This is a genomic window from Commensalibacter nepenthis, assembly GCF_029953305.1.
GTDB classification, from domain to species: Bacteria; Pseudomonadota; Alphaproteobacteria; order Acetobacterales; family Acetobacteraceae; genus Commensalibacter; species Commensalibacter nepenthis.
In genome coordinates this window covers 494,567-516,472 of the sequence record NZ_JASBAN010000001.1, presented here as the reverse complement: position 1 = coordinate 516,472, position 21,906 = coordinate 494,567, and the positions used below count along the sequence as shown (strand labels likewise).

The 21,906-nt window shown below is 37.4% G+C and carries 18 protein-coding genes and 1 tRNA gene; 9 read left to right on the top strand and 10 right to left on the bottom strand.

Annotation, left to right across the window (positions count from 1 at the left end; all coding sequences use genetic code 11):
* Positions 1–44: 44 nt before the first annotated feature.
* Positions 45–5,027, bottom strand: coding sequence for a DEAD/DEAH box helicase (locus tag QJV33_RS02320; protein ID WP_281461804.1), 4,983 nt, complete (start codon positions 5,025–5,027; stop codon positions 45–47).
* 128 nt (positions 5,028–5,155) lie between these two features.
* Between QJV33_RS02320 and QJV33_RS02315 the strand changes: the two genes are divergently transcribed.
* Positions 5,156–5,776, top strand: a complete 621-nt coding sequence (locus QJV33_RS02315; RefSeq protein WP_281461803.1) for a hypothetical protein — start codon at positions 5,156–5,158, stop codon at positions 5,774–5,776.
* A gap of 219 nt (positions 5,777–5,995) precedes the next feature.
* On the opposite strand, the gene QJV33_RS02310 is transcribed toward QJV33_RS02315, so the two are convergent.
* From QJV33_RS02310 to QJV33_RS02300, 3 genes are read right to left on the bottom strand one after another with little or no spacing between them, the layout of a single operon-like run.
* Entirely contained in the window at positions 5,996–8,431 is a 2,436-nt protein-coding gene (locus tag QJV33_RS02310) for a DUF927 domain-containing protein (protein ID WP_281461802.1), read from the bottom strand.
* A complete protein-coding gene (locus tag QJV33_RS02305; RefSeq protein WP_281461801.1) occupies positions 8,421–8,774 on the bottom strand; it encodes a hypothetical protein in 354 nt (117 codons plus the stop codon). The genes QJV33_RS02310 and QJV33_RS02305 overlap by 11 nt, the downstream gene beginning before the upstream one ends.
* A 2-nt stretch (positions 8,775–8,776) precedes the next feature.
* Positions 8,777–9,004, bottom strand: coding sequence for a helix-turn-helix domain-containing protein (locus QJV33_RS02300; protein ID WP_281461800.1), 228 nt, complete (start codon positions 9,002–9,004; stop codon positions 8,777–8,779).
* Between the two features lie 180 nt (positions 9,005–9,184).
* On the opposite strand from QJV33_RS02300, the gene QJV33_RS02295 reads away from it, so the two are divergent.
* Both QJV33_RS02295 and QJV33_RS02290 read left to right on the top strand, forming a co-directional pair.
* Positions 9,185–9,601, top strand: a complete 417-nt coding sequence (locus QJV33_RS02295) for a terminase small subunit-like protein (RefSeq protein WP_281461799.1) — start codon at positions 9,185–9,187, stop codon at positions 9,599–9,601.
* A 34-nt stretch (positions 9,602–9,635) separates the two neighbouring features.
* The gene (locus tag QJV33_RS02290; RefSeq protein ID WP_281461798.1) at positions 9,636–9,935 is read left to right on the top strand and encodes a hypothetical protein; all 300 of its coding nucleotides are present in this window, start codon (positions 9,636–9,638) and stop codon (positions 9,933–9,935) included.
* A 228-nt stretch (positions 9,936–10,163) separates the two neighbouring features.
* Here the strand turns inward: QJV33_RS02290 and QJV33_RS02285 are convergent, their stop codons facing one another.
* Together QJV33_RS02285 and QJV33_RS02280 are read right to left on the bottom strand one after the other, a co-directional pair.
* The gene (locus QJV33_RS02285) at positions 10,164–10,727 is read right to left on the bottom strand and encodes a hypothetical protein (RefSeq protein ID WP_281461797.1); all 564 of its coding nucleotides are present in this window, start codon (positions 10,725–10,727) and stop codon (positions 10,164–10,166) included.
* Complete coding sequence (locus QJV33_RS02280) at positions 10,728–11,921, bottom strand: tyrosine-type recombinase/integrase (protein ID WP_281461796.1); 1,194 nt, start codon at positions 11,919–11,921, stop codon at positions 10,728–10,730.
* Positions 11,922–12,042: 121 nt separating this feature from the next.
* Here QJV33_RS02280 and QJV33_RS02275 point away from each other — a divergent pair, with 121 nt between their 5' ends.
* On the top strand, positions 12,043–12,792 hold the full coding sequence (locus QJV33_RS02275) for an IS6 family transposase (protein ID WP_281461795.1): 750 nt from the start codon (positions 12,043–12,045) through the stop codon (positions 12,790–12,792).
* Positions 12,793–13,302: 510 nt separating this feature from the next.
* Here QJV33_RS02275 and QJV33_RS02270 read toward each other — a convergent pair.
* A tRNA-Tyr gene (locus QJV33_RS02270) sits at positions 13,303–13,388 on the bottom strand.
* A gap of 129 nt (positions 13,389–13,517) precedes the next feature.
* On the opposite strand from QJV33_RS02270, the gene rlmB reads away from it, so the two are divergent.
* The 3 genes from rlmB (at position 13,518) to QJV33_RS02255 (ending at position 16,599) form a co-directional block, all read left to right on the top strand.
* Positions 13,518–14,282 (top strand): 23S rRNA (guanosine(2251)-2'-O)-methyltransferase RlmB, encoded by a 765-nt coding sequence (gene rlmB / locus QJV33_RS02265; RefSeq protein ID WP_281461794.1) that lies wholly within the window; start codon positions 13,518–13,520, stop codon positions 14,280–14,282.
* 90 nt (positions 14,283–14,372) lie between these two features.
* Positions 14,373–15,476 carry a glycosyltransferase family 61 protein gene (locus QJV33_RS02260; RefSeq protein WP_281461793.1) on the top strand — a complete coding sequence of 368 codons (1,104 nt, stop codon included), beginning with the start codon at positions 14,373–14,375 and terminating at the stop codon, positions 15,474–15,476.
* A gap of 67 nt (positions 15,477–15,543) precedes the next feature.
* Positions 15,544–16,599: a linear amide C-N hydrolase gene (locus QJV33_RS02255; protein ID WP_281461792.1), complete on the top strand. Its 1,056-nt coding sequence runs from the start codon at positions 15,544–15,546 to the stop codon at positions 16,597–16,599.
* Positions 16,600–16,781: 182 nt separating this feature from the next.
* On the opposite strand, the gene QJV33_RS02250 is transcribed toward QJV33_RS02255, so the two are convergent.
* Together QJV33_RS02250 and cysE are read right to left on the bottom strand one after the other, a co-directional pair.
* Complete coding sequence (locus QJV33_RS02250; RefSeq protein ID WP_281461791.1) at positions 16,782–16,994, bottom strand: hypothetical protein; 213 nt, start codon at positions 16,992–16,994, stop codon at positions 16,782–16,784.
* 317 nt (positions 16,995–17,311) lie between these two features.
* Positions 17,312–18,148 carry a serine O-acetyltransferase gene (cysE, locus tag QJV33_RS02245; RefSeq protein WP_281463371.1) on the bottom strand — a complete coding sequence of 279 codons (837 nt, stop codon included), beginning with the start codon at positions 18,146–18,148 and terminating at the stop codon, positions 17,312–17,314.
* A gap of 398 nt (positions 18,149–18,546) precedes the next feature.
* Between cysE and QJV33_RS02240 the strand changes: the two genes are divergently transcribed.
* Both QJV33_RS02240 and QJV33_RS02235 read left to right on the top strand, forming a co-directional pair.
* Complete coding sequence (locus QJV33_RS02240; protein ID WP_281463370.1) at positions 18,547–19,854, top strand: ammonium transporter; 1,308 nt, start codon at positions 18,547–18,549, stop codon at positions 19,852–19,854.
* An 83-nt stretch (positions 19,855–19,937) separates the two neighbouring features.
* Positions 19,938–20,456 (top strand): hypothetical protein, encoded by a 519-nt coding sequence (locus tag QJV33_RS02235; RefSeq protein ID WP_281461790.1) that lies wholly within the window; start codon positions 19,938–19,940, stop codon positions 20,454–20,456.
* Between the two features lie 186 nt (positions 20,457–20,642).
* Here the strand turns inward: QJV33_RS02235 and QJV33_RS02230 are convergent, their stop codons facing one another.
* Entirely contained in the window at positions 20,643–21,392 is a 750-nt protein-coding gene (locus tag QJV33_RS02230; RefSeq protein ID WP_281461789.1) for a LexA family protein, read from the bottom strand.
* Positions 21,393–21,906: the final 514 nt, after the last annotated feature.

Genomic DNA, 21,906 nt, shown 5'->3' with positions numbered 1-21,906 from the left:
GATAAACGCTGTCATTTTATGGACAGCGTTTTGTATTTGTAGGGTTACAGTTTCAGTTTTGGCAGGGTTCTGACGATTTCGTTGGTTTTAAGGCTGACGGTGATGATACGCAAGAAAAGCTCCAACGGATATTTTGGATTGTTCATGGTTTGAATTGCCCAATCATTGGCATCATTAGTGATACCTGTTTTTTTGTCTGTGGTGACGCTTTGGCGTTCCATGATCCATTCAAGGGCTGGTTTGCCGTTGACGATATAGTCATAGGCCTGCTCTGGAATATTTTTAATGGTGTAATGACTGTTATAAATCACCGTGGTTTTGATGTCTTTTTTGATGAATTTCATGGCAGAGACATAAAAATGATCATCTTTACCGCCTTTGATCCCTTGGGGAGTGATGGTCAGGCCGTCAATTTGCACACTTGTATCGCAATCGACCGTTTCATAATGAATATGTAATTCTGCCAAGTCGCGTCCTGCTTTGGAAAAATCCATAAAATCAGCAAAGGATTTCACACAAGGAATGCGAGGGAGTTGTTTGGTTAAATTATCATTATACCGCGTGCGATAATCCTCGGAATGGAGTAAGCCATAGATATAATAGAATAGATCCTCTTTTGTAAAAGATTCATTGGGATAGGCAGCTTGGAAATGTGCCAAGGCTTCGTTGGTAATGGCATCGCGTCGTTGTGGGGTGGTATTGCCCAATAAATCATCGGTGGAGGTCGTGTCATAGAGATATAATGGGAAGCATTGCCCATTTGCTTGTAATTGAACATCAGGAACAATGTTAGTCATTATACAAGAAAAATCTTTCGTAACCCCAAGACCTGTTACACTAATCACCCGGTTATCCGTTTGTGCTGTTGGGAAAAGTCTAGGCATTTGGTAACGTCTATTATTTAAATCTTTATTAAAATAACAATAGGATTTCGTAAAAGGACGATATAAAGCTTGATAAAGAGATTCCTCAATGAATTGATATTTTTTTCCTTTTTCTAAATCTTGTTTATTCGCAAAATCCCATGAAAATTTTGTAGAATCAAAAATTACAAAATTTTCTGGTTTGGTTATTTTCGCAGATTGGGGTTGGGCAAGGTAACGATCAACTTCATTATTATAAAAATTAATAGAGCGTTGTATTTGATCCGTTAATTGTTGCAGAGAAGCATTATAAACCCATGCATCTCGGCTTGTTGCTACACCACGAGAATAATTTTCAAAGATTGTGATGGCTTGTTTATCTTTTTTATCGCCCATAGAGATATAAAGATCAAAATTAGGATCGCGTTGATTGATCCAATCATTAAACGCATCAGGAAGAATCCTTTCCCAGCCTTGTTGTTGGGTAATGCTCTCTATATTGATGAATTCTTGAATGGTTTCCAATTTTTGCGTGCGGGTTAAATAATCGCCAATATCATGGAAATAAATCTGTCCCTTTTGGCTTTGTTCAGGATTTTTAACCAAAATTGAAATCGCAATTGGCGCACGACTACCCGCATCAAAAATATTACCTCCTTCTTTGCGTCTTTGCTCTCCTGACGTTCTGGCATTTCCTTTAAAATGAAAAATATACAAACTACTAAATTCTTCAGTTAAACATTTTCTTAATCCATCACTGGTATTGCTGTCGACAAAGCTGGCATTGGTGACAAAGCCAATCACCCCACAATCTTTGATACGATCCGATGCCCAACGAATGGCACGAATATAGCTGTCATATAACGCATTTTTATTGGTTGCGGTGGAGTATTTGGCATAAGTTTCCCGAATACGTCCGTCCAGCAAAGGATAGGCCACATTGGCATTATTATCATTGGCTGATTCTTGCCCCGCGGAATAGGGTGGGTTGCCCATAATCACGCGAATATCAAGGCTTTGTTGACGTGAACGCCGTGTATTATTTTCACGGAGTAACACATCATGTTCAATGTCTTTTTGCGTGTCCTCGGTCATTTCAAACGTATCGGTTAAGCATATCCCTGCAAAAGGTATATAGGCTTTTTCAATTTCTTGTTCTGTTTCATTAGGGTTGCGACCATCAATTTGTTGCGTCATCATCCCGTGATATGTGGACTCGATATTAATTGCGGCAATATAATAAGCCAACAACACGATCTCGTTCGCATGGATTTCTTTGGTATATTTATGCGGTAATTTGTCACGTGGAATAATACCACTATGCAACAAGCGTGTAATAAAGGTGCCAGTGCCTGTAAAGGGATCTAAAATATGTACATTGGGTTCGGCAAGGCTGCTGTTAAATTCAGATTTTAAGACATGTTCAATACTGTGAATGATAAAGTCCACAACCTCAATTGGTGTATAAACAATGCCTAATCTTTCCGTCATTCTGGGGAAAGCATTCCGAAAGAATTTATCGTAAAGTTCAACAATAATGCGTTGTTTACCCTCGGCATTATGAATTCCGTTGGCACGCATTTGCACCGATTCATAAAAAGAGTTCAATGTATTGCGTTCTTTTCCTAGGCTTTGTTCTTCAAATTGATCTAGAACCTTTTGCATCGCTTTGGAAATCGGATTATGTTGTGTAAATTCATAATGCTCAAATAACGCATCAAAGACAGGTTTCGTAATTAAATGCTGTGCCAGCATTTCAACGATTTCTGCATCGCTGATGCTGTTATTCAAATCATCACGTAATTCGCGTGCAAATTCATTAAAAGTCGTGATGGCTTGTGTATTTTCTGGATTTTCCAAAACCAACTTAATCCGATCAATGTGGGTTTGGGCAATTTTGGAAATATCATTTGCCCAATCTTCCCAATGATGGCGATTACCACATTTTTTCACAATTTTTGCATATAACGCGCGTTCAATTTCGCCAACTTCAAAGCTCATGGTTTCTTGGATGGGCGGTGGGGCTGCATTACCAATGGCACTGCCCCCACGGGCTTGTCCTGCCATTTTCTGTGTTTTGGTTTGTTTTTGCTTTTTGGCTGCAATCTTGTCTGCAACTGCGATAACTTCCATTTTTGCAGGGGCAGTGCCGTTAAATTCCAGCTTATTAATCATCGCATCAAAACGATCATCATGCGAACGCAGTGCATTTAATACTTGCCATACCACACGATAGGTCTGATTATTATCCAACGCTTTATCCGCCTCTATACCAGCAGGAATCACCACAGGTAAAATCACATAGCCCAATTCTTTATTTGGGGCTTTGCGCATCACCCGCCCAACCGATTGCACCACATCAACTTGAGAGGAACGAGGCGTTAAAAATAACACCGCATCAAGGGCGGGAACATCCACCCCCTCAGACAAGCATCGAACATTGGATAAAATACGACAAGTATTCTCTGGTGTTTCCGCTTTTAACCAATCCAGCTTTTGTTCTTTTTCACTGGCATTCATCCCACCATCTACATGTTCTGCCTCACAAATCATGGTTAAGGCAGGATCAATTGGTGCATTAGGATTTTCTTTTAATAATTCTTTGGTTTCATAAGCTTGATATTGTTCAACCACACTGCCAAACATCTCTGCAATCAGTTTAGAGCTAACTTTATGGACTTTGCCTTTATAGGTGCTTTCAATTACCTGACAAAATGCCACTGCCCGTTGCATCGGATTGCTCAGCGCATGATCTTTTTCAAATAAACCTTGTTTAGATAAAGCCTTCCAACAGCCCACAATCTTGGCCGCATCATCCACCTTTAACGAATTGTTATTATCTGTTAGTAGGCCTTGTAAGCGTCTGTTGATATGACTTTCTTCAACCGCCAAAACAATGACTTTGTAATCCACCAATAAATCTCGTGCCACCGCTTGGGAAAAGGTAATGACGTAAAGTTCCTGTCCATAAGTCGGCACATCATCCATCGAATACATAACAATATTATCATCTTTGGCTTTTTTCTTGCTATCCTCGGCATAAATCCGTGGTGTTGCCGTCATATATAATCGTTTATTCCCTTTGATAAACGCATTATCATGAACGCGAACAAAAGCAGATTCCTCTTCACCATCATACGTTGCCCCCGTGGTGCGATGGGCTTCGTCACAAATAATCAAATCAAAAGCAGATAACGCATGCTCTCCTGTCTGTGCCTCGTGCAATACGGCAATAGAATGATAGGTCGAAAAAACCACTATCATGGCATCTGGGCGCTTTTGCCGTGCCACCGTGATTGCTCTTTTTAAACTCTTGGCATGGGTAGTCGCTGGGAATTGCAGGTCACTAATCCCTACAATGACACTGTCATCTTCTTGGGTATGTTTTTTGCCAACATCTCTGTCTGAACAAACAGCAAAGCTGTTTATCTCAATAGCACTTTCCTGCGTCCACTCGGTTAGGCTTTGACTAAGCAAAGATAGGCTGGGAACTAAGAATAAAACCATCTTGCCTTTACCAGCCATCGCCTCAGCAATCTTTAGTGAGGTAAAGGTTTTCCCTGTGCCACAGGCCATAATCAACTTGCCACGATCTGCGGTTTTTAATCCATGTTGCACCGCATCAAGAGCAGTTTGTTGGTGGTCTCTTAATGTCTTTTGTGGTTTTAAAATCGTTTTGGCATGATTTTGGTATTTTGACCAATCAATTATACTTTGTTCTAAATAATGTAAATCAATTTTAGAAACAGGTGGGTTTTGGTTTTCTAATGCTTCCTCGGCATTTTTAGTCCATTTATCCGTTGTTGATACAATGATACGGTGCGTAAAGTATTTCTTGCCTGATGCTGTGAAAAAGCTATCTATTTCACTTTTGTTGATTGTTTCATCAGGATTGTAATTTTTACATTGAATCGCATGATATTCTCCATCTAACGTCACCCCAACCAAATCAATACCAGCATCTTTTTTATTAGTGATATTTAATGCATCACCATACTGATCCACCCAATTCGCATAAGAAAGAACGTCTTTATAGATACTTTTATAAGCAGGCTCTGTTTTAAAATATTGCACCATTAGATTTTCAAAACTGGTTCCTTTGTCACGTTTTGTTTGTGTTTGTAGTCTGAATTGTGCAAGTAAGTTTTGTAAGGGTGTCGTCACGGGATGGCTCCGTTTGAAATTTGTGTTACATGATTATTATTACTTTAGCTTATTTAAAAAAAAATTATATTGTTATTTTTTACTGTTTGTCTTTAAATTATTAATCAAAATATTAAAGGAAAATGACAATGTATAAAAAGCAAAAATTTAATTATATTAAATATGCATCCTTTGTATTAATATGTTTAATTAATATAACTTTATTCAACTCATCTCATGCAGAGCCGCCTATTGTTGATTTTAATGATAATTCTTTGGTTAAATGTAGTAATTACAATAAAGGCTCAAGTACAGATTTGTTTTGTTCTAAAAATAGTGATCTTAGAGCATTATCTGTATATTTTATAAATCTTAAAATAAAATCAACAGATCAAAAATCTGTGCCTGTTTGTGTGGGAGTTAAATTATATCTAGAAGATTATACAATTGATAGAGATTATAACTTTAACCCTATTGAATTAAACATTGGTAAGTTTATTGAACTTGTTGAAATGGTTATTGCTTATAATGCAAACAATAAATATTCAAGTGATAGTTTAGCGTTGATGGATAATTCAACAACATCTACATTAGATCAAAGCACATCAAATATGATCCAAAAAGCATTTAGAAAAATTGCACATAATGAACATCCACAAATTCCAGATAAAGCATTAAATGATATTCGTTCTGTTGTTTCTTATGATACGTGTAATTATATGACTGAGAGGCTACAAAAACTCAATTCTATAATTAAGGGTAATTTCTAAAATAAACATGAGTAAAAAACCCTTCATTTTTCCTTGGGGAAGCTGGGGAGCGTGGGGAGTGTTTTATAACATATTGATTTATAATGTTTTTTATTTAGTTTTTTCTTCCCCAGTGCTCCCCAATGCATATTTTTACTGGGGAAGGAATTAATGGCTGTATTCTGCTCATTCCCCAGCTTCCCCACGTTCCCCAGTGTTTTTTTTAGGTTTTATTTTTGTTTATTCATACTCCATAATGCTGGCCTTAATGTGATAAATACGTGTTAATCCTATACTAGGAATAGTAAGTTTATAGTTCGGTCGCACGCCTTCTTTTTGTTCTAATAAGTCAGTTTTCATGAGTGCTTTTGCCACCTCTTTTGCATTAAATCCTTTACACATGTCCTTTTCCCAATTTTGCGCAAGGATTAAATAATCGAACACGCCGTTGGTATTTTTCTTTTTATACCCAACGCGGTGGGGCGTTCTGTCGGTATCTGCGAACGTCATATCAATAAACCGATTGGCTCCATGCGTTTCGAGATAATGTTTGATATGCAGGATCATTTGTTTTTCTTCATGTTCTTGCAGATTGGGGTTGTGATTGATCCAGTCTTTAAAGCATTGTTCAGTGCTTTGAATAATCATATTTTGATCAAATGGGAATATTCCATACTCAATGGCTAGTAATCCTGCTTGTTCAATCAAGGCGCAACGCTGTGCAATGGTTCTGATCGCACCATCTTTGCTGGTTGTGTTCTTTGATAAAAGTGCTTGTGTGCGTTGTTCTATGGCTTGTATGAGTTGTTGTTTAAAGCCTTCCTCATTGTTTTGACGTGCTTTACATAAAGATTCAATAAAAGCCAGCCCAACCGTGCCATAGAATTTGGCTGATTGCGTTTGTAGGTAAGATGCGAATAATCCAGCTTCTTTAAATTCATGGATATCTTCAAATAACCCCATATTTGCCCCAGCATCGGCTGGGATTTCCATAAATCTGACTTTCTGCCCCATTTTACTGGATCTCTGATCTTCTCCCATCTTTTGATCTAACATCACTTCTCCAGAGGATAAGAAGATGGATCGCCATGTTTTTACAGAACGTGCATTACCCAATTGATTGGCTCTGCCTTTACCAATTCCATTGGCCAGCATATAAATAATATCCCCAATCTCTTTGGCTGAGGCTTCTCCAAACTCATCTAAGATTAAACATAAATCAGACGTTTCATTGGCAATACCTTCTAATCCATTGCCTGTATGTCGCCAGCTTCTGACTTGTCCATCTCTGGCACCTTTCCCCCAGATAGAGGCTGCAACAAATAACGCTGTGCTTTTCCCTGATTGGCTTTTACCGATTAGATGTAATCCACCCCCAGAAATATAAGTGATCTCCAGTAAACTTCCTGCCAAAGAAGCACAGGCAAAGAAGAGTAATCGAGAATTACCAACCAAATACCGTCCGATCTGTTCTTGCCAGTCTGATAAGCTACCAGATTGGGTAAAGCATTGCCCTTGATGGATATTCCCCGTTTGTAGGATTAAGCTACTATTAGTTTGTGATGATGACCCTATAACCTTCCCATTCGGCATCATAAACAAAGCTTGGTTATTTAAATGATGCCAGCCTGTTTTATGAGTGCTCCGTAATAGGATATTGATTCTTACTTGACTGATAAAGTTCAATAACAATTTCCGTCCAGCAATAAGGCATGCCAATCCTTTCCCCTCTAAGGTGGCAGGAATCTCATTACCATTAGAATGGATTAAACTACGTGGAATAGAATATGTATGCTCTGTACCTGAGTTCTGATTGATCCACGCAATATATAACCCACAATTAGCACCGTGTTTATCCTCTGTGGCACCTAAGATCGTAAAGGGGTCACAGATTTTAACCGGTAAAGCATCATCTTTAGAAGGATTGGTATAATATAATCCATCTTTATAGAATTTATAACCAGAGGGCATCATGATCTTGATGGGTTTTTCGATCGGCTGAGCATTATTCAGTAAATGCGTTAAATAGTCGTGTTCTTTTTGATTACTCTTTAAACAATCTTGAGGAACAGGATTAGCCAGATCCCATCCATTGGGTAAATCTGTTGGTAAAGCGACTTTGCGAAGGAATTGAATACCAATCTCATATAAAATTTCAATAAGATTTTTTGCATAATCTTCCCCTGCTTGATCGTGATCTGGCCAAATGATGATGGATTTATCTTTTAACACTGACCAATCATTGCGACTGGCTCCGTGACTGCCTCCTTGTGAGGTCATCACCACATAATCAGGGAATAAAATCCGAGCGGCATCGGCTGTCTTTTCCCCTTCAACGATAAGGATGGGATCAGTTGGACGCTGTGTAAGGATCTCCAACCCATATAATGGCAACACTGAATTGGGTTCTTTAAAGTGCCACTTGGTTTGATCTTGCTTATTTCCATGCTTATCAATCCATACACGGTGTCCATACGTCATGGGTAAGAAGTCTTTCTTCACATGACTTTTTTTAATGCGCAATCTTGCCATTAATGGGTTATTGTTCGCATCACGATAAACCCACATACTGGATGCAAATGATGGTTTATTGGGTTCGTTTGGTGCTGGAATGATAGGTTCCCAGATCAGTTCTTGCTCTACACAAGTTGAAGATGAGTTGACTTTATCCAACATGATGAACCTCCAATCCAAAAAGGGAAGAGATTTTACGTGCTGCTTGGCTTTGAGTGGAATGATCTAAATAAGCCAGTAATGCAATTAAATCCCCACCGCGATCAGAGGTTGCAAAATCTGCCCATTGTCCTGAACGCATGTTAATTCGAAAAGATCCTAAATGCTGATCATTGCGCGTGGGATTTAAAGCAATATATTCATGGGCTTTAATGATCCCATTAGGTAGCCATTGTCTCAATAAAGAATGACTATTGATCCTTGCCTGTTCTTTGATGGCTTTATAGTTGATCAAAGATTGATGAGGGGTAGCTCTGAAGCTATTTGTTTTGACATAAACACTCATGATTACACTCCTTTACGTTGAGTAGAGGAATGATCATGAAGTTTGGGTAAGCTATGAATATAGGCTTCAATAGAGGCATAAGGGATACGAGTATTGCGCCCCATCTTAATGGCTTCTAACTTGCCAGCTTGTAATAAGCGATACAGATTTGCCCGTGAAGTGCTTAAATATGCACAAGTATCTTTGATGCTTAGTAAAGACATCGGGTGGTAAAGTGTTGGTTGTGTCATAATCGACAATCTCCAAGTTGTATATGTTAAATGGAGATAACTAATAATCATAAATATTAGCCTTTGCCCCCAGTACAACTTTTTTTAAAAATGTACTGGGCTTTTAAAATCTTGTACTTTTTGGAAAAATATTTTATAATAATATATTGATATATAACGTTATTATTGGTTTTTTATTAAATGGCACGACCTTCAATCTATACAAAAGACATAATAGATCATATTTGTCAGAGAATCGTTGACGGAGAAAGTTTGCGTCAAATTTGTAAAGATGATTCTTTACCTAATCGCGATACAATTTATAGTTGGTTACAAAGTAATAAAGCGTTTTCCGACCAATACACACAAGCAAGAATGATGCAGGCAGATCAATTCTTTGATGAGATGGATGAGATTATTCGTCAGCCTATGCAAAGCATGATCCAAATCCAACAAGCACGTTTACAGATTGATACGATGAAATGGCGATTAAGTAAGATGTTACCAAAAATATATGGTGATAAAGTTGAACTTAATTCACAATCCAACAGAGATGAGCAATCCATTAAAGTTGAGTTTGTTAATGCTGATCATAAAGAGTGTCACATTGAAAAATAATCAAATTAATCAATAAAAGAGGCAAGAATAAAAAATGCGTGGTGGATATAGAGACGGATCAGGACGTAAAAAAGGATCAACTCATAAAATCTCTTTATCAACTGTCCAAGCCATCATGGACAAAGAAGATTTTCAAAGCCCATTAGAAATCATTCTAAAGATTATGAATCAAGCCTATGAAAGTGAAGATTATAAACTAGCCTTAGAAGCTGCCAAAGGAGCTGCACCTTATCTACATGCACGATTAAATGAAGTAAATGCCAATATCCATCAAATGAAGAAAATACAAGAGATGAGTGACGAAGAATTACACTATCTTGTTAATAAAAATTAAATGAATGACGATTAATCAGGTGCATATTTAATCATTTTTTTATATTCTTTTTCTGATTTAAAACGGTTTAATGCTTGCACAATGGCAGATTGACTGACGCAACGTATTCCAACTCTTTTTAAAATATAATGGATCAGCTGAATAAAAATAGAATTTGCTTGTTTAAAACTAAACTTTAAATTTCTAGTTTCTGCAAAATGTAGTATTTCTTGAGCAATAAAAACCGTATCAATATGCCAAAAGTTGGTTGCTGATTGATATTTTAAAGTTGGTTGCTGATTGATATTTTAATGATGGTTCATCAATAAGATAAGCATTTTGTTTTAAAGAATTAATTAATTGTAGAATAGCTTTGCAATGAGTAGATAAAAAAACAATATCTTTCATTTGATCTATATTATCATTAAAAATAGTAGCTTTTTCATCTAAGAAATTGATTGTATCGGGTAAGCTATCCCATAATTTTTGATAAAGATGGATAACTTGACGCATAGGTTCATATACAGGCATTGTATAAATAGGTTTTGTAACGCGTAAAATGTTCAACTTTTTTGTAAATAATTCTGTTTCATTTAACGTAAGTTCAAAAAAAGACTTGGTAAACCATCGATTCACTTCATCGACTGTAATGACAGGTTCTTCAAAATCTTCATGAATAATCTCCCATATATCGGTTTTTGGGTTTCCCTTTGGATTATGAATCTGTAATTCAAAATAAAAAGGCCATGCCGCGCCCTTTTGATATGAATATCTGTATATACGTCTAAGGAATTTTTTACGTGTCTTTGACATTTAACTTTCCTGATAACAATACTCAGCCCATTGTTGCATCATGTCGCGTCTTTTGGCAAATAGATCGCCACGACGATAGGCGGCTTCTACTTTATTGGCAATCGTATGAGCCAATGCCATTTCTGCCACGTCTCTTGGCCAACTGGTGGCTTCTCCACACCAATCCCGAAAAGTTGATCTTAATCCGTGAATGGTGACTTCTTTGGTATTAGCAGCCAAATGCAAAGCTTTGGATAAGGCAACGTCAGATAATCCTTTGTTCGTTTTAATACTAGGAAAGATAAAACTCTTACTATCTTTTTTAAATGCTTCAACTGTCTTTAAAATCTTTATGGCTTGGTGTGATAGAGGCACGCGGTGTTCTTTCCCTGTCTTCATACGATTGGCTGGAATTGTCCAAATGGCTTGATCACAATCAATTTCCTCCCACCGTGCAAAACGCACTTCACTGGAACGAGATGCACATAAACATAAGAATTGCACAGCCAACGCACTGATGCCATCAGATTTTTGCAAGTTAACAATCACAGGTTGGATCTTTTGCCATTCAATGGCTGCATGATGTTGGACTTTAGCTACTGAGGAGGGCTTAGGAAGGATATTGGATAAATGCCCTTTCCAACGTGCTGGATTATCCCCTTCACGCCAGTGATGCGTTGTTGCATAATCTAAAATACGTTCTATTCGACCACGAACCCGATCGGCCGTTTCTGTCTTGGTTGTCCAAATGGGTTTTAACACAGCAAGAATATCATCCGTGTCAATAGATGAGACGATTTTACTGCCAATGACAGGGTAAGCAATGCGGGATAAAGAGCTTCTCCAAATGGGGGCGGATCTGGGATCTTTCCAGCCTGCTTGTTGTTCTTCGATATAGCGTTCGGCTAATTCTGCAAAATGTGGTATTTGCTTTTGATGCTTTGCTTTGGCTTTGAGTTCCAAAGGGTCAATGCCCTCTGCAATTTGCCTGCGTATATCAACAGCGATCTGGCGTGCTTTGGCTAGAGTCAGGATGTAAGCTGATCCTATACCGATCTCACGACGTTTATTGGTGGTTGGACTAAAATAACGCACTGTCCAATGACGCGCTTGCCCTTTGATGGTTAAATAAAGGTTTCCACCATCACCATGAACGCCATCCTCGAGACCATCAATCTTGCGAATAGTTAATTGACCAGCTGGTATGCGACTCATATTATAACCCACTATAAAACCCATCTTATATCATGAGATTATACGGTCTTGTCGCAAATTTAATTATGTATTTTAGTATGATGTAGAAATGGAGTGAGTATTTATATTTTAGGAACGATTTATGTCTATTGGTATCTATAGCAAGCTTATATTAAGATCTAAGGATGATTTTAAAGGTCGCCACTTTAGTGGGTTGATGATTATCCAAGCGGTAAACTGGTATTTACGCTATTGTCTTAGCTATCGAGACATTGAGGAATTGTTTTTAGAACGTGGGATAAATATAGATCATAGCACGTTAAACCGTTGGGTATTACGCTATGCTCCTCTATTAGAAAAACGTTTGAGAAGCTATAGAAAACCCCATTGTGGTGAGGTGAGGATTGATGAAACCTATATCAAAGTAAAAGGTCAGTGGAAGTATCTATATAGAGCCATTGATAAGAATGGAACTGCTATTGATTTCTTATTAACAGCTAAAAGAAATATCAAAGCAGCACAACGTTTCTTTAGAAAGGCGTTTAAAAAAGATGGTCTATTCGCTCCAACCCATATTGGAACAGATAAAGCATCTCCTTTTCCAAAAACCATACAGACCATGAAGAGTGAGCATATCCTTGCCAATCACTGCGTTCATGAAACAAAGAAATCTTTACAACAGGGAATAGAAAATGATCATTTTAGAGTAAAGAGAATTATCCCAAAGAATGGTTGCTTTCAGTCTTTTCATACCGCAAGGAAAACACTCAAAGGATATGAGGCCATTCTCTGGATAAAAAAAGGACTGGGCTTTAAAGGAAAATGGACAATCAACGAACAAATAAAACTCATTCAAAGCATATTCGGTTTAAATAATAATATACCCGTCTAAATTAGCTAGCTTTATGGCTAATCACAGCACCATTCAATATTTGCGACAAGACCATAATATCTACAGAAATAGACGTTTTTGCTCTGCATTTAAAACAATATTATTTTTGAAAAAATCTGTGGATAACTTTGTTAGTAACTCTATGTATAATTTTTAAAAATTCTATTATAGAGAATAGGTGGGAGGAAATTTGAACGCAAATCGTACGATTATCGTTAATAGAATGCAGTAAGATCAAGCCTTGTATTGAATTTGTCTTTTTAAAAGAATCAAGAATCAGAATCTAAAAAGAAAAGATAGTTGGTCTTGTGAATAATATTAGTTTAAGAACCAGTAGAAAAATATCATTTTTTAAAAAACGTTGATTTCTTAAATATGTAATAAGTAGGTGTGATTAATATTGTTCAAATTTAATTATGTTGACTAAAGTAACAATTAACCATAGCAATGATTAGAGATAAATAATAAATTTATTATGGGAAATAAAATCAACATACTGGACAATATGGATGGTGGAGGGGGTTGGATTCGAACCAACGTAGACGTACGTCAGCGGATTTACAGTCCGCCCCCTTTAGCCACTCGGGCACCCCTCCGTAAATAAGATAGGAGGTTAATAACAGGTTTGTTAAGCAATTGTCAACAAGATAAATAACTTTTCACTGGAGAATTTTCGTTTTTTTTTATAAAGTCTGTTTTTTAATAACTTTAAAGATTGATGATCCATGAATAGAAGACCTCGTCCTAACACAAATAACAATGCGAATTATACTATAAAGGGTGGTTTTTGGTTGTATGGGCAACATGCAGTACAAGCGGCATTATCCAATCGTAAACGTCAAAAAATGCGTTTGGTGGCAACGTCTGATGCGTATGACACTGTAATTTCAAAATTGGATACACCGCTTAAAATAGGACATGAAATTGTTGAACGTCCTGTATTGGATCAAATCTGTGGCAAGGAGGCAGTGCATCAAGGAATTGCGTTGCATGTCATGCCGTTGGGCAGCGCCAGTATAGAGGATATGTTGGAACGTGAAGGTCCTATTTTAATGTTGGATCAAGTTACCGACCCTCGGAATATTGGGGCTATTTTACGTTCTGCGGTGGCTTTTGGTGCGGCTGGGGTGATTTTACAAGATCGTCACTCTCCTGATGAAAGTGGTGTTATGGCCAAGGCAGCTTCTGGTGGGTTGGACACTATTCCCATTATGCGTGCGGTTAATCTTTCCCGTGAATTGATTAAATTAAAAGAGTCTGGATTATGGGTGGTTGGATTGGATGCACATGGCAATTTGCTGAATGGTGCTGATTTTGTAAAACGCCGCGTTGTCTTGGTCTTGGGTGCAGAGGGTGCAGGGATCAGACAGTTGACCAAAAAAAATTGTGATGAAATTGCCAGCCTACGGATGACGGGCGATATTGATAGTTTGAATGTCTCTGTGGCTGGAGCGATTGCTTTATATGAGATCACACGTCATTTCTTTTAATATTCGTTGAAATCATTTAGGTATAAATTAATGGGATTGAATTCATTTTTTTCTGCAATTAAAAAGCAGTTTAGCAAGCAGGAAGATTTTATGGAACTAAAGGCGGAAGTAATATCAGAACCCAAAGATTTATACCTTGCGGACGTTGCGCAAAAGCAGGTTGAAATTGAATTTTGTGATTTATGTGATGGTCGCCTGACATGGGTTGGTGTTGAGCGTTTGTCAAATCAGCATTATTATCCATTTTCTGGTTGGAAAAGTGCTGCTAAACCAATATATTATTATCAATTACCAGAAATTGTTTTAGACGTTTATTACAAAGTTTTTTTCAAAGACAATAAAACAATTGTGAATAGCAGCCATTTTATTAATGGCGATCTACTGAAATCTTTGTCTGTTCGTTCTGAAAATCTGATTATTTACGAAGATCAAGAACCTGTTTTTTGTTGTTTTGACCATTGGGAAGGGAATTATTTTCATTGGTTGGCTCATGCGATCCCTGCGTTTTATGCGGCGAAACAATCGGGGATAGAGGGTAAATATTTAATCCCGATGGCGTTAACCTCTTGGCAACAGCGCACTTTGGAGTTGTTGGGAATAAAATTATCCCAATGTCTCCAAGTGGAAAAAGACAGACAATATTTCTTTTCATCATTGATTTATTATGAACTGGCAACGGGTGAGGCGGATTTTATTGAGTCTAAATTGTCGGTCAAAGCCTATGAAATAATGGTTGGGAATGTAAAAATTCCTGTAACCTCTGAATTATGTCATGATAAGATTTATATCAGCCGTGCCAATAAAGAGCACCGCCATCTCAGCAATGAAGGCGATTTAATTGCGTTATTAAAGGCAAAGGGATATTTTATCCTTGATCCGGAAAAATATAGTATTGATGAACAGATTGTGATCTTTCAGCATGCGAAAATCGTTGTGGCATTACTGGGGGCTGGATTGTCAAATATTGCTTTTTGTAAACCCAATACAATCATTTATGAATTAATCCCCAGTCATCATGATAATCCTTGTTTCCTGACAATGTCTTTGCAAGGTCAATTACGATATTGGGCGGATAAATTCGATACAGGCGTGGATCATAACCAGCCAGATCATCTTAGCGCATGGGTGAATATATTGGATATTGATTTTGTTTCCAAAAGACTGGACGAGCTGGAACAATTTATCCCAGAATAATATTGTAATCTTATTGTTTTTTGATTATCTTATATGAATAATTATGTTGGGAATAGGGTTATAGATCATGCGTCAATTGCTGAATGCTATTATTGCAGGGACTTGTTTATTTTCTTCGACCAGCTTGGCTTGCACTAGGGCAGTCTATTTAGGTGATAATAAACAAGTCATTACCGCACGATCTATGGATTGGAAACGCGATGTTGGAACGAATTTATGGATTTTACCTCGAGGAATGAATCGAGACGGTGCCACGGGTGAAAATACAATTCATTGGAAATCTAAATATGGCAGCGTAATTGCCACAGGATATGACATTGCCACCACAGACGGTATGAATGAAAAAGGTCTGGATGTGAATATGTTGTGGTTGGTAGAGTCCGTTTACCCCACGCCTGTCAAGGATAAACCGACATTGTCTCTTTCTGTATGGGGGCAATATGTATTGGATAATTTTTCCACCGTTGATGAAGCTGTTGCAGCATTGGAAAAAGAACCATTTACCGTCATCACCGATGCTGTTCCAGGTGAGAAAAGAATGGCGACTTTACATATGTCTATCTCTGATCCAACGGGCGACAGTGCGATTATCGAATATATTGATGGCAAACAAATCATTCACCATAATCGTAAATACCAAGTGCTGACGAACTCGCCCGTATTTGACCAGCAATTAGCGTTGGATGCTTACTGGAAATCCATTGGGGGAACGGTCATGTTGCCAGGCACCAATCGTGCTGCGGATCGTTTTGCTAGGGCTTCTTTTTATATTAATGCTATTCCCAAAAAACTTGATAATCGGACTGCTGTGGCAAGCGTATTTAGTGTGATTCGCAATGCGTCTGTGCCGTTTGGTATTAATACAGAAAACGAACCCAATATTTCCTCGACACGATGGCGCACGTTGGCGGATCAGCAAAATAAACGCTATTACTTTGAATCCGCATTAACACCCAATATATTCTGGGTTGATTTAGATCAAGTCGATTTCTCGGAAAAAACTGGCAAAGTCAAAAAATTAGACCTTGGCAAAGACCAAACCAATATCTTCTCTGGTAACGCCACTGCATCGTTCAAAGAAGCACCCATGTTTAAATTTTTGCCGATCAATGGGGTAAAGTGAGATATATATAATTTTTTTTAGAGTATGCAGCTTTAAATAGTGTTGGTTTTGATACGATCTACGTTATAGGTTTTGTTAAGAGCGATACTTTAGATAATGTTGGAATAATGGGGAATTGATATCATTGAATTGTCTATTATTCTCGTTATCGATTTCTTCGTTAGGGGGGATGCTGCGAACAATTAACAATATTTCATGTGGATAGTCATAAAGAACTTCTTGGTGTGGTTTTTAGGAACCTTAAGCAAGTAATTATAACGAGTTAGCCAGTTTTCGTCCCAATTAATATCGTTATCCTTCATAGAAGGTTTGGCATCAAGAAGTTTTCTAAATTGATATAAATAGTCGTCATATCCAAAATGATAATCATCAAAGTCATATTTAAGGTGGGACATATCTCCTCCTAATCGTTTTTGATCTAAGATTAAGGTTCTTTGGAAATGGGGGCAATAACGGGCATATAACCATTACCTGTAATCCCTAATTCAATCATATAGAAATGCTGATTATATTCAAAAATTTTTTCGATACTTAATTTAACCGAAATATATAATTCTTGCAAACATGGGTTGTAGTTCTATATGTCTGATGCGCTAGGTTGGAAATATCATTTAACATTGTTTAATCACATATTAAAAGAATATGACTTTTAATATGCAAAAGACTAAGAATATAAAATTTTTATATCTTACCCTTTTGCAACATGATAATGTTAAATTACATAATCAATCGGCGGTAGAGAAAGATCCATTGAGATTCCAGGCAAGTCTTTGTGTTTGACACCAACAGGGCGGGCGGGGTTGCCGACGACTGTGGTATAAGGCAAGACATTTTCCAATACAATCGAACCAGCGCCGATTTTTGCCCCTTCGCCGATTTCTACGTTGCCCAGAACTTTGGCACCAGCGCCAATTAAGACACCACGGCGTACTTTTGGATGGCGATCTTGTTCGACCTTGCCGGTACCACCCAATGTAACGGCTTGTAAAATAGAAACATCGTCTTCGATGACAGCCGTTTCCCCAATGACGACACCTGTGGCATGGTCAATCATAACCCGTTGACCCAGTCTTGCAGCGGGGTGAATATCCACCGCAAAGACTTCGGAAATACGGCTTTGCATATGCAAGGCAAGGAAAGGACGCTCTTGTCTCCATAACCAATGGGCAATGCGGTGGGCTTGGATTGAATGAAATCCTTTAAAAAATAAAAAAGGCGTTACTAAATTATTACAAGCGGCATCACGCATCATGACCGCAATTAAATCCGCCGCTGCGACAGAGACCAAGGGAGGGCTCTGTTGATAGGTTTCTTGGATCAGGTGCGTCAGTGCTGATGGGGAAATCGAAGTATCGCCTAATTTGCGTCCGATAATATCCGCCAATGCTGCGGAAAAATTAGGGTGGCGATGAACGCACGCATTAAAAAAGCTGGCTAATAAAGGGTCACAACAAGCACGGCTTTCGTCGATTATTTTTATCCATAAAGCATCCAGATTGATTTCATGACTATCTGGACCACTGGCAAGTGTATTGCGTGGATTATTCATGGCGTTTTGTTTTGGAATAATGGGATTTGGATAACGCGATAAAGAATCACTCATTAATAAAGCCTCGCAAAATTTATTTTCAAAAAATCCTAAGATAAAGATTACATATATTATTACTTTGTTTTCAGTTTATATAATATGTCATTTTTAAGAAACAGATTTATTTTTTATATTGATTTGGCAAAAAAATATTACCAACAATCACAGTTTCGTGTTTAGATTAAAAATTATATATCAAGAATGAACTATTTATTGATGTATAATTATCATTTTGGACTGTTTGAGGATTTTATATTTTTCATACATCGTATTTTAGAAGGGGATTTTTGTCTATGGGGGGCAGAATTTTAACTGTTTTGCGGCTAAGAAATTATTTTCTAATGGGGTTGCTTGGTATAATGCCCATGCATGCTTATGGCGCTACGGTTGTTTCACCAACGTTGGATACAGGGGATACAGCATGGATGCTAATCAGTGCAGCATTGGTTTTATTAATGACTATTCCTGGATTGGCTTTGTTTTATGCTGGTATGGTCAGAAAGAAGAACGTTCTGGCAACGATGATGCAATCTTTTTCTATTTGTTGTATGATGAGTATATTATGGGTTGTGATTGGATATAGTCTTGTTTTTACCACAGGAACGCCTTTTATTGGAAATGTTTCTCAATTTATGCTGGGTGGGATCCTAGATCATTATCATTTGGGGATTGATAAAGGGTTTGTATTAGGGGCTGATAGTTCAGCACCTGTGATGATGACCATTCCACAAAGTGTTTATGTTATTTTTCAAATGACATTTATCATCATTTCCGTGGCAATTTTAGTCGGGTCCGCTGCGGAACGTATTAAATTTAGCGCATTATGTTTGTTTTGCCTTGGATGGGGATTATTATCCTATGTGCCGATTGCACATTGGGTATGGACTTCAACAGGATGGTTGGCTGCGTTAGGGGCGATTGACTTTGCGGGTGGCACTGTGGTGCATATCAATGCTGGGGTAGCTGGTTTGGTTTGCGCATTTATGGTCGGCAAAAGAATAGGCTTTGGTAAACGTGATTTATCCCCGCATAATGTGGGCTATGCGGTGATTGGTGCATCTTTGTTATGGGTGGGTTGGTTTGGTTTTAACGCAGGCTCAGCATTAGGGGCAAATGGACGCGCAGGGATGGCGATGTTGGTTACTCAAGTTGCCGCCGCATCAGGTGGTATTGGCTGGATGTGTATTGAATGGATCAAACGTAAAAAGCCAACTGTTTTAGGAGTTGTTTCTGGTGCTATTGCGGGGCTTGTGGTGATTACGCCAGCGGCAGGGTTTGTGTTGCCTGGACCTGCGTTATTAATGGGCTTTATCGGTGGAATAGCCTGTTTTTGGAGCTGTTCTTATCTGAAACATAAATTAGGCTATGATGATTCTTTGGATGCGTTCGGGGTGCATGGGATTGGTGGCATTATTGGTGCTATTCTGACTGGTGTATTCGCATTTGGTCCTTTATCCGCGACGGAATCTGATCCAGCAGGAATCTCGGCATCTATTGGATTGGTGATTGCTCAAATAGAAGCCGTAGTGGTGACCATTATTTGGAGTGGTATGGTTTCTTGGGTTTTATTAAAATTAATTGATAAAGCCATTGGCTTGCGTGTGACGCCAGATGAAGAACGTGAAGGGTTGGATATGGCTTTACATAATGAGCAGATTAACTCATAATTCTTATGAATGTTTGAATAGTGTCTTTATCTAAAAAGGATATTATTTATCGGTAGTTTTTTTTCATATTAAAAGGGTAATCCATGAAAAATTTCCTTTCCCCAATTTCTATATTAGGATCTTATGCTACTGTTGCTGTGTTAACAGTCGGCACGATGGTTGGGTTTTCTTATTCTGCTCATGCAGCAGAAGGAAAAGCATGTTACGAGCAATTTAGTGCTGCTAAAAAGGCCAATACATTAAAAGAAAAGAATTTTAAAGAATTCAAAGCAGCCAACTGCGATCAAAAAGCTGCCATCCCTGCTGATAAACCAGCAGCAAATGCGGCAAAAGCTGACAAACCAGCCAATGAAGCAAAAGAGCCTGTGAAAAAAGACGCAGTGGAAAAAGCACCTGTTGTCAGTGGAGATGTTGTGTTCCCTGATAAAATTGACCCTCAGTTTGCCAGTGAAAAAGAGGGAACTGCTCGTATGAATACCTGTAAAAAGCAATATCATTTGAATAAAACATCAAATAAAAATGGTGGCTTAAAATGGATTCAAAAAGGTGGTGGATATTACAGTGAATGTAATAAACATTTAAAATCAGCTACTGGTAAATAATTTTATTCTGAAAAAATACCAATGAACAGACCTGTATTCTTTTGACTAGAATACAGGTCTTTTTTATTATTCGTCATATATTCATTACCATGTTATAACATTATTGGTTTTGAAATATGTTCTTTATAGTTACGATTTCGTGGTATTATTCGTGTTAAATTGTAGTTAATGCATTGAAGTTTATTATTATTTGATATTCATTTTACCAACCATATTATAGCTGCCAATTACGAGGCTTTGAATCGTAATATCAGGAGTCGACGCAATATCACCATCCATACCATTACCTTGATATTCTGTGGTCATTTTTGGCAAAATAATTGGTTTGACAAAATTGGGGTTATCGCTTTTGGGCCATAACAGAACACTGCCATCTTCTTTGATTTGGATAATTTTCAGTGTTGCTTCATAACAATCGGTTAAAGAATCTCTCCTGATTGTGATGACGCAATCCCCGTCTTCTGGATTTCGACCAATATCAGAGAAATTAACCGCAATTATAATCGTACCTTCGGGGTATAATAAATTCATAGAATCGCCTTTGACAGTCAAGGCAAAGCTGGTAAAATGTTTATAGCGGCGATCAACAGGAACGGTCAACGGAATCCAATCGTTTTCGGTCCATTCTGTTGCTGTATTCCACTGTCCTGCTTGGACTTCGCCACGTATGTAAATTGTTGTGATTGGAATCGGTGAATTCACCTCAACTGGCGAAATTGACTCATTACATTGCGCCGCATTAAGGAAGTAATTTACATTCACATCTAGGGCTTGGGCAAGCTTTAACAATTTATCTGTTTTTGGGATATTACTATATCTTTTTAAATTTCTGATAAAATCCTCTCCAACACCAGCCTTAATAGAGGCTTTTCTGGCACTTATTTTTTTTTCGCGAAGTAATTTTTCAATTTGATCTAGTAAGATTTTATTCTTCATGTTCGTCAATTTGCTGAATGTTGAAAAGATATCAGGATTTATAGCCTTATTTAATGTTGACAATAAGGTTAAATAACCTTAAAAGTAATTTGTATTACAATTATTCACCTTAATATTAATAATTTCATCTTTATAAATATTTTAAAAGGTTTTTATATCGGAATATAAAACTTATTTAAAGATATTTATACCAAATAGAGGAGGTATCGGTTTATGAAGAATTTATTATGTATTTCTAAATATTCAAGAGAGTATTTTAAAAAATTAACTTAATTTTAAAGATATTAAAAGTGAAATTAATTTTTTTAAAATTTTCTCATATAATTAAAATTCTGTTTTTACATAAATTTATTGTTGAATATAGTTTTATATTCTAATCAATAAGTATTCAATAGTTTATTTAATATATGTTTATTTGTATATGGACAATTATTTATTATTATATAGATATTAATGAATTTAGAAGTCCATTATTAAAGATCAAGGGTGAACGAGTTTAATTAAAGAGGGAATG

What these genes read in the sequence shown, in the direction of transcription:
- QJV33_RS02315 (WP_281461803.1), top strand. Translation starts at nt 5,156, where the DNA reads ATGTATAAAAAGCAAAAATTTAATTATATTAAATATGCATCCTTTGTA.
- QJV33_RS02310 (WP_281461802.1), bottom strand. Translation starts at nt 8,431, where the DNA reads ATGTTGGATAAAGTCAACTCATCTTCAACTTGTGTAGAGCAAGAACTG.
- QJV33_RS02305 (WP_281461801.1), bottom strand. Translation starts at nt 8,774, where the DNA reads ATGAGTGTTTATGTCAAAACAAATAGCTTCAGAGCTACCCCTCATCAA.
- QJV33_RS02300 (WP_281461800.1), bottom strand. Translation starts at nt 9,004, where the DNA reads ATGACACAACCAACACTTTACCACCCGATGTCTTTACTAAGCATCAAA.
- QJV33_RS02295 (WP_281461799.1), top strand. Translation starts at nt 9,185, where the DNA reads ATGGCACGACCTTCAATCTATACAAAAGACATAATAGATCATATTTGT.
- QJV33_RS02290 (WP_281461798.1), top strand. Translation starts at nt 9,636, where the DNA reads ATGCGTGGTGGATATAGAGACGGATCAGGACGTAAAAAAGGATCAACT.
- QJV33_RS02285 (WP_281461797.1), bottom strand. Translation starts at nt 10,727, where the DNA reads ATGTCAAAGACACGTAAAAAATTCCTTAGACGTATATACAGATATTCA.
- QJV33_RS02280 (WP_281461796.1), bottom strand. Translation starts at nt 11,921, where the DNA reads ATGAGTCGCATACCAGCTGGTCAATTAACTATTCGCAAGATTGATGGT.
- QJV33_RS02275 (WP_281461795.1), top strand. Translation starts at nt 12,043, where the DNA reads ATGTCTATTGGTATCTATAGCAAGCTTATATTAAGATCTAAGGATGAT.
- rlmB (WP_281461794.1), top strand. Translation starts at nt 13,518, where the DNA reads ATGAATAGAAGACCTCGTCCTAACACAAATAACAATGCGAATTATACT.
- QJV33_RS02260 (WP_281461793.1), top strand. Translation starts at nt 14,373, where the DNA reads ATGGAACTAAAGGCGGAAGTAATATCAGAACCCAAAGATTTATACCTT.
- QJV33_RS02255 (WP_281461792.1), top strand. Translation starts at nt 15,544, where the DNA reads ATGCGTCAATTGCTGAATGCTATTATTGCAGGGACTTGTTTATTTTCT.
- QJV33_RS02250 (WP_281461791.1), bottom strand. Translation starts at nt 16,994, where the DNA reads ATGTCCCACCTTAAATATGACTTTGATGATTATCATTTTGGATATGAC.
- cysE (WP_281463371.1), bottom strand. Translation starts at nt 18,148, where the DNA reads ATGAATAATCCACGCAATACACTTGCCAGTGGTCCAGATAGTCATGAA.
- QJV33_RS02240 (WP_281463370.1), top strand. Translation starts at nt 18,547, where the DNA reads ATGCCCATGCATGCTTATGGCGCTACGGTTGTTTCACCAACGTTGGAT.
- QJV33_RS02235 (WP_281461790.1), top strand. Translation starts at nt 19,938, where the DNA reads ATGAAAAATTTCCTTTCCCCAATTTCTATATTAGGATCTTATGCTACT.
- QJV33_RS02230 (WP_281461789.1), bottom strand. Translation starts at nt 21,392, where the DNA reads ATGAAGAATAAAATCTTACTAGATCAAATTGAAAAATTACTTCGCGAA.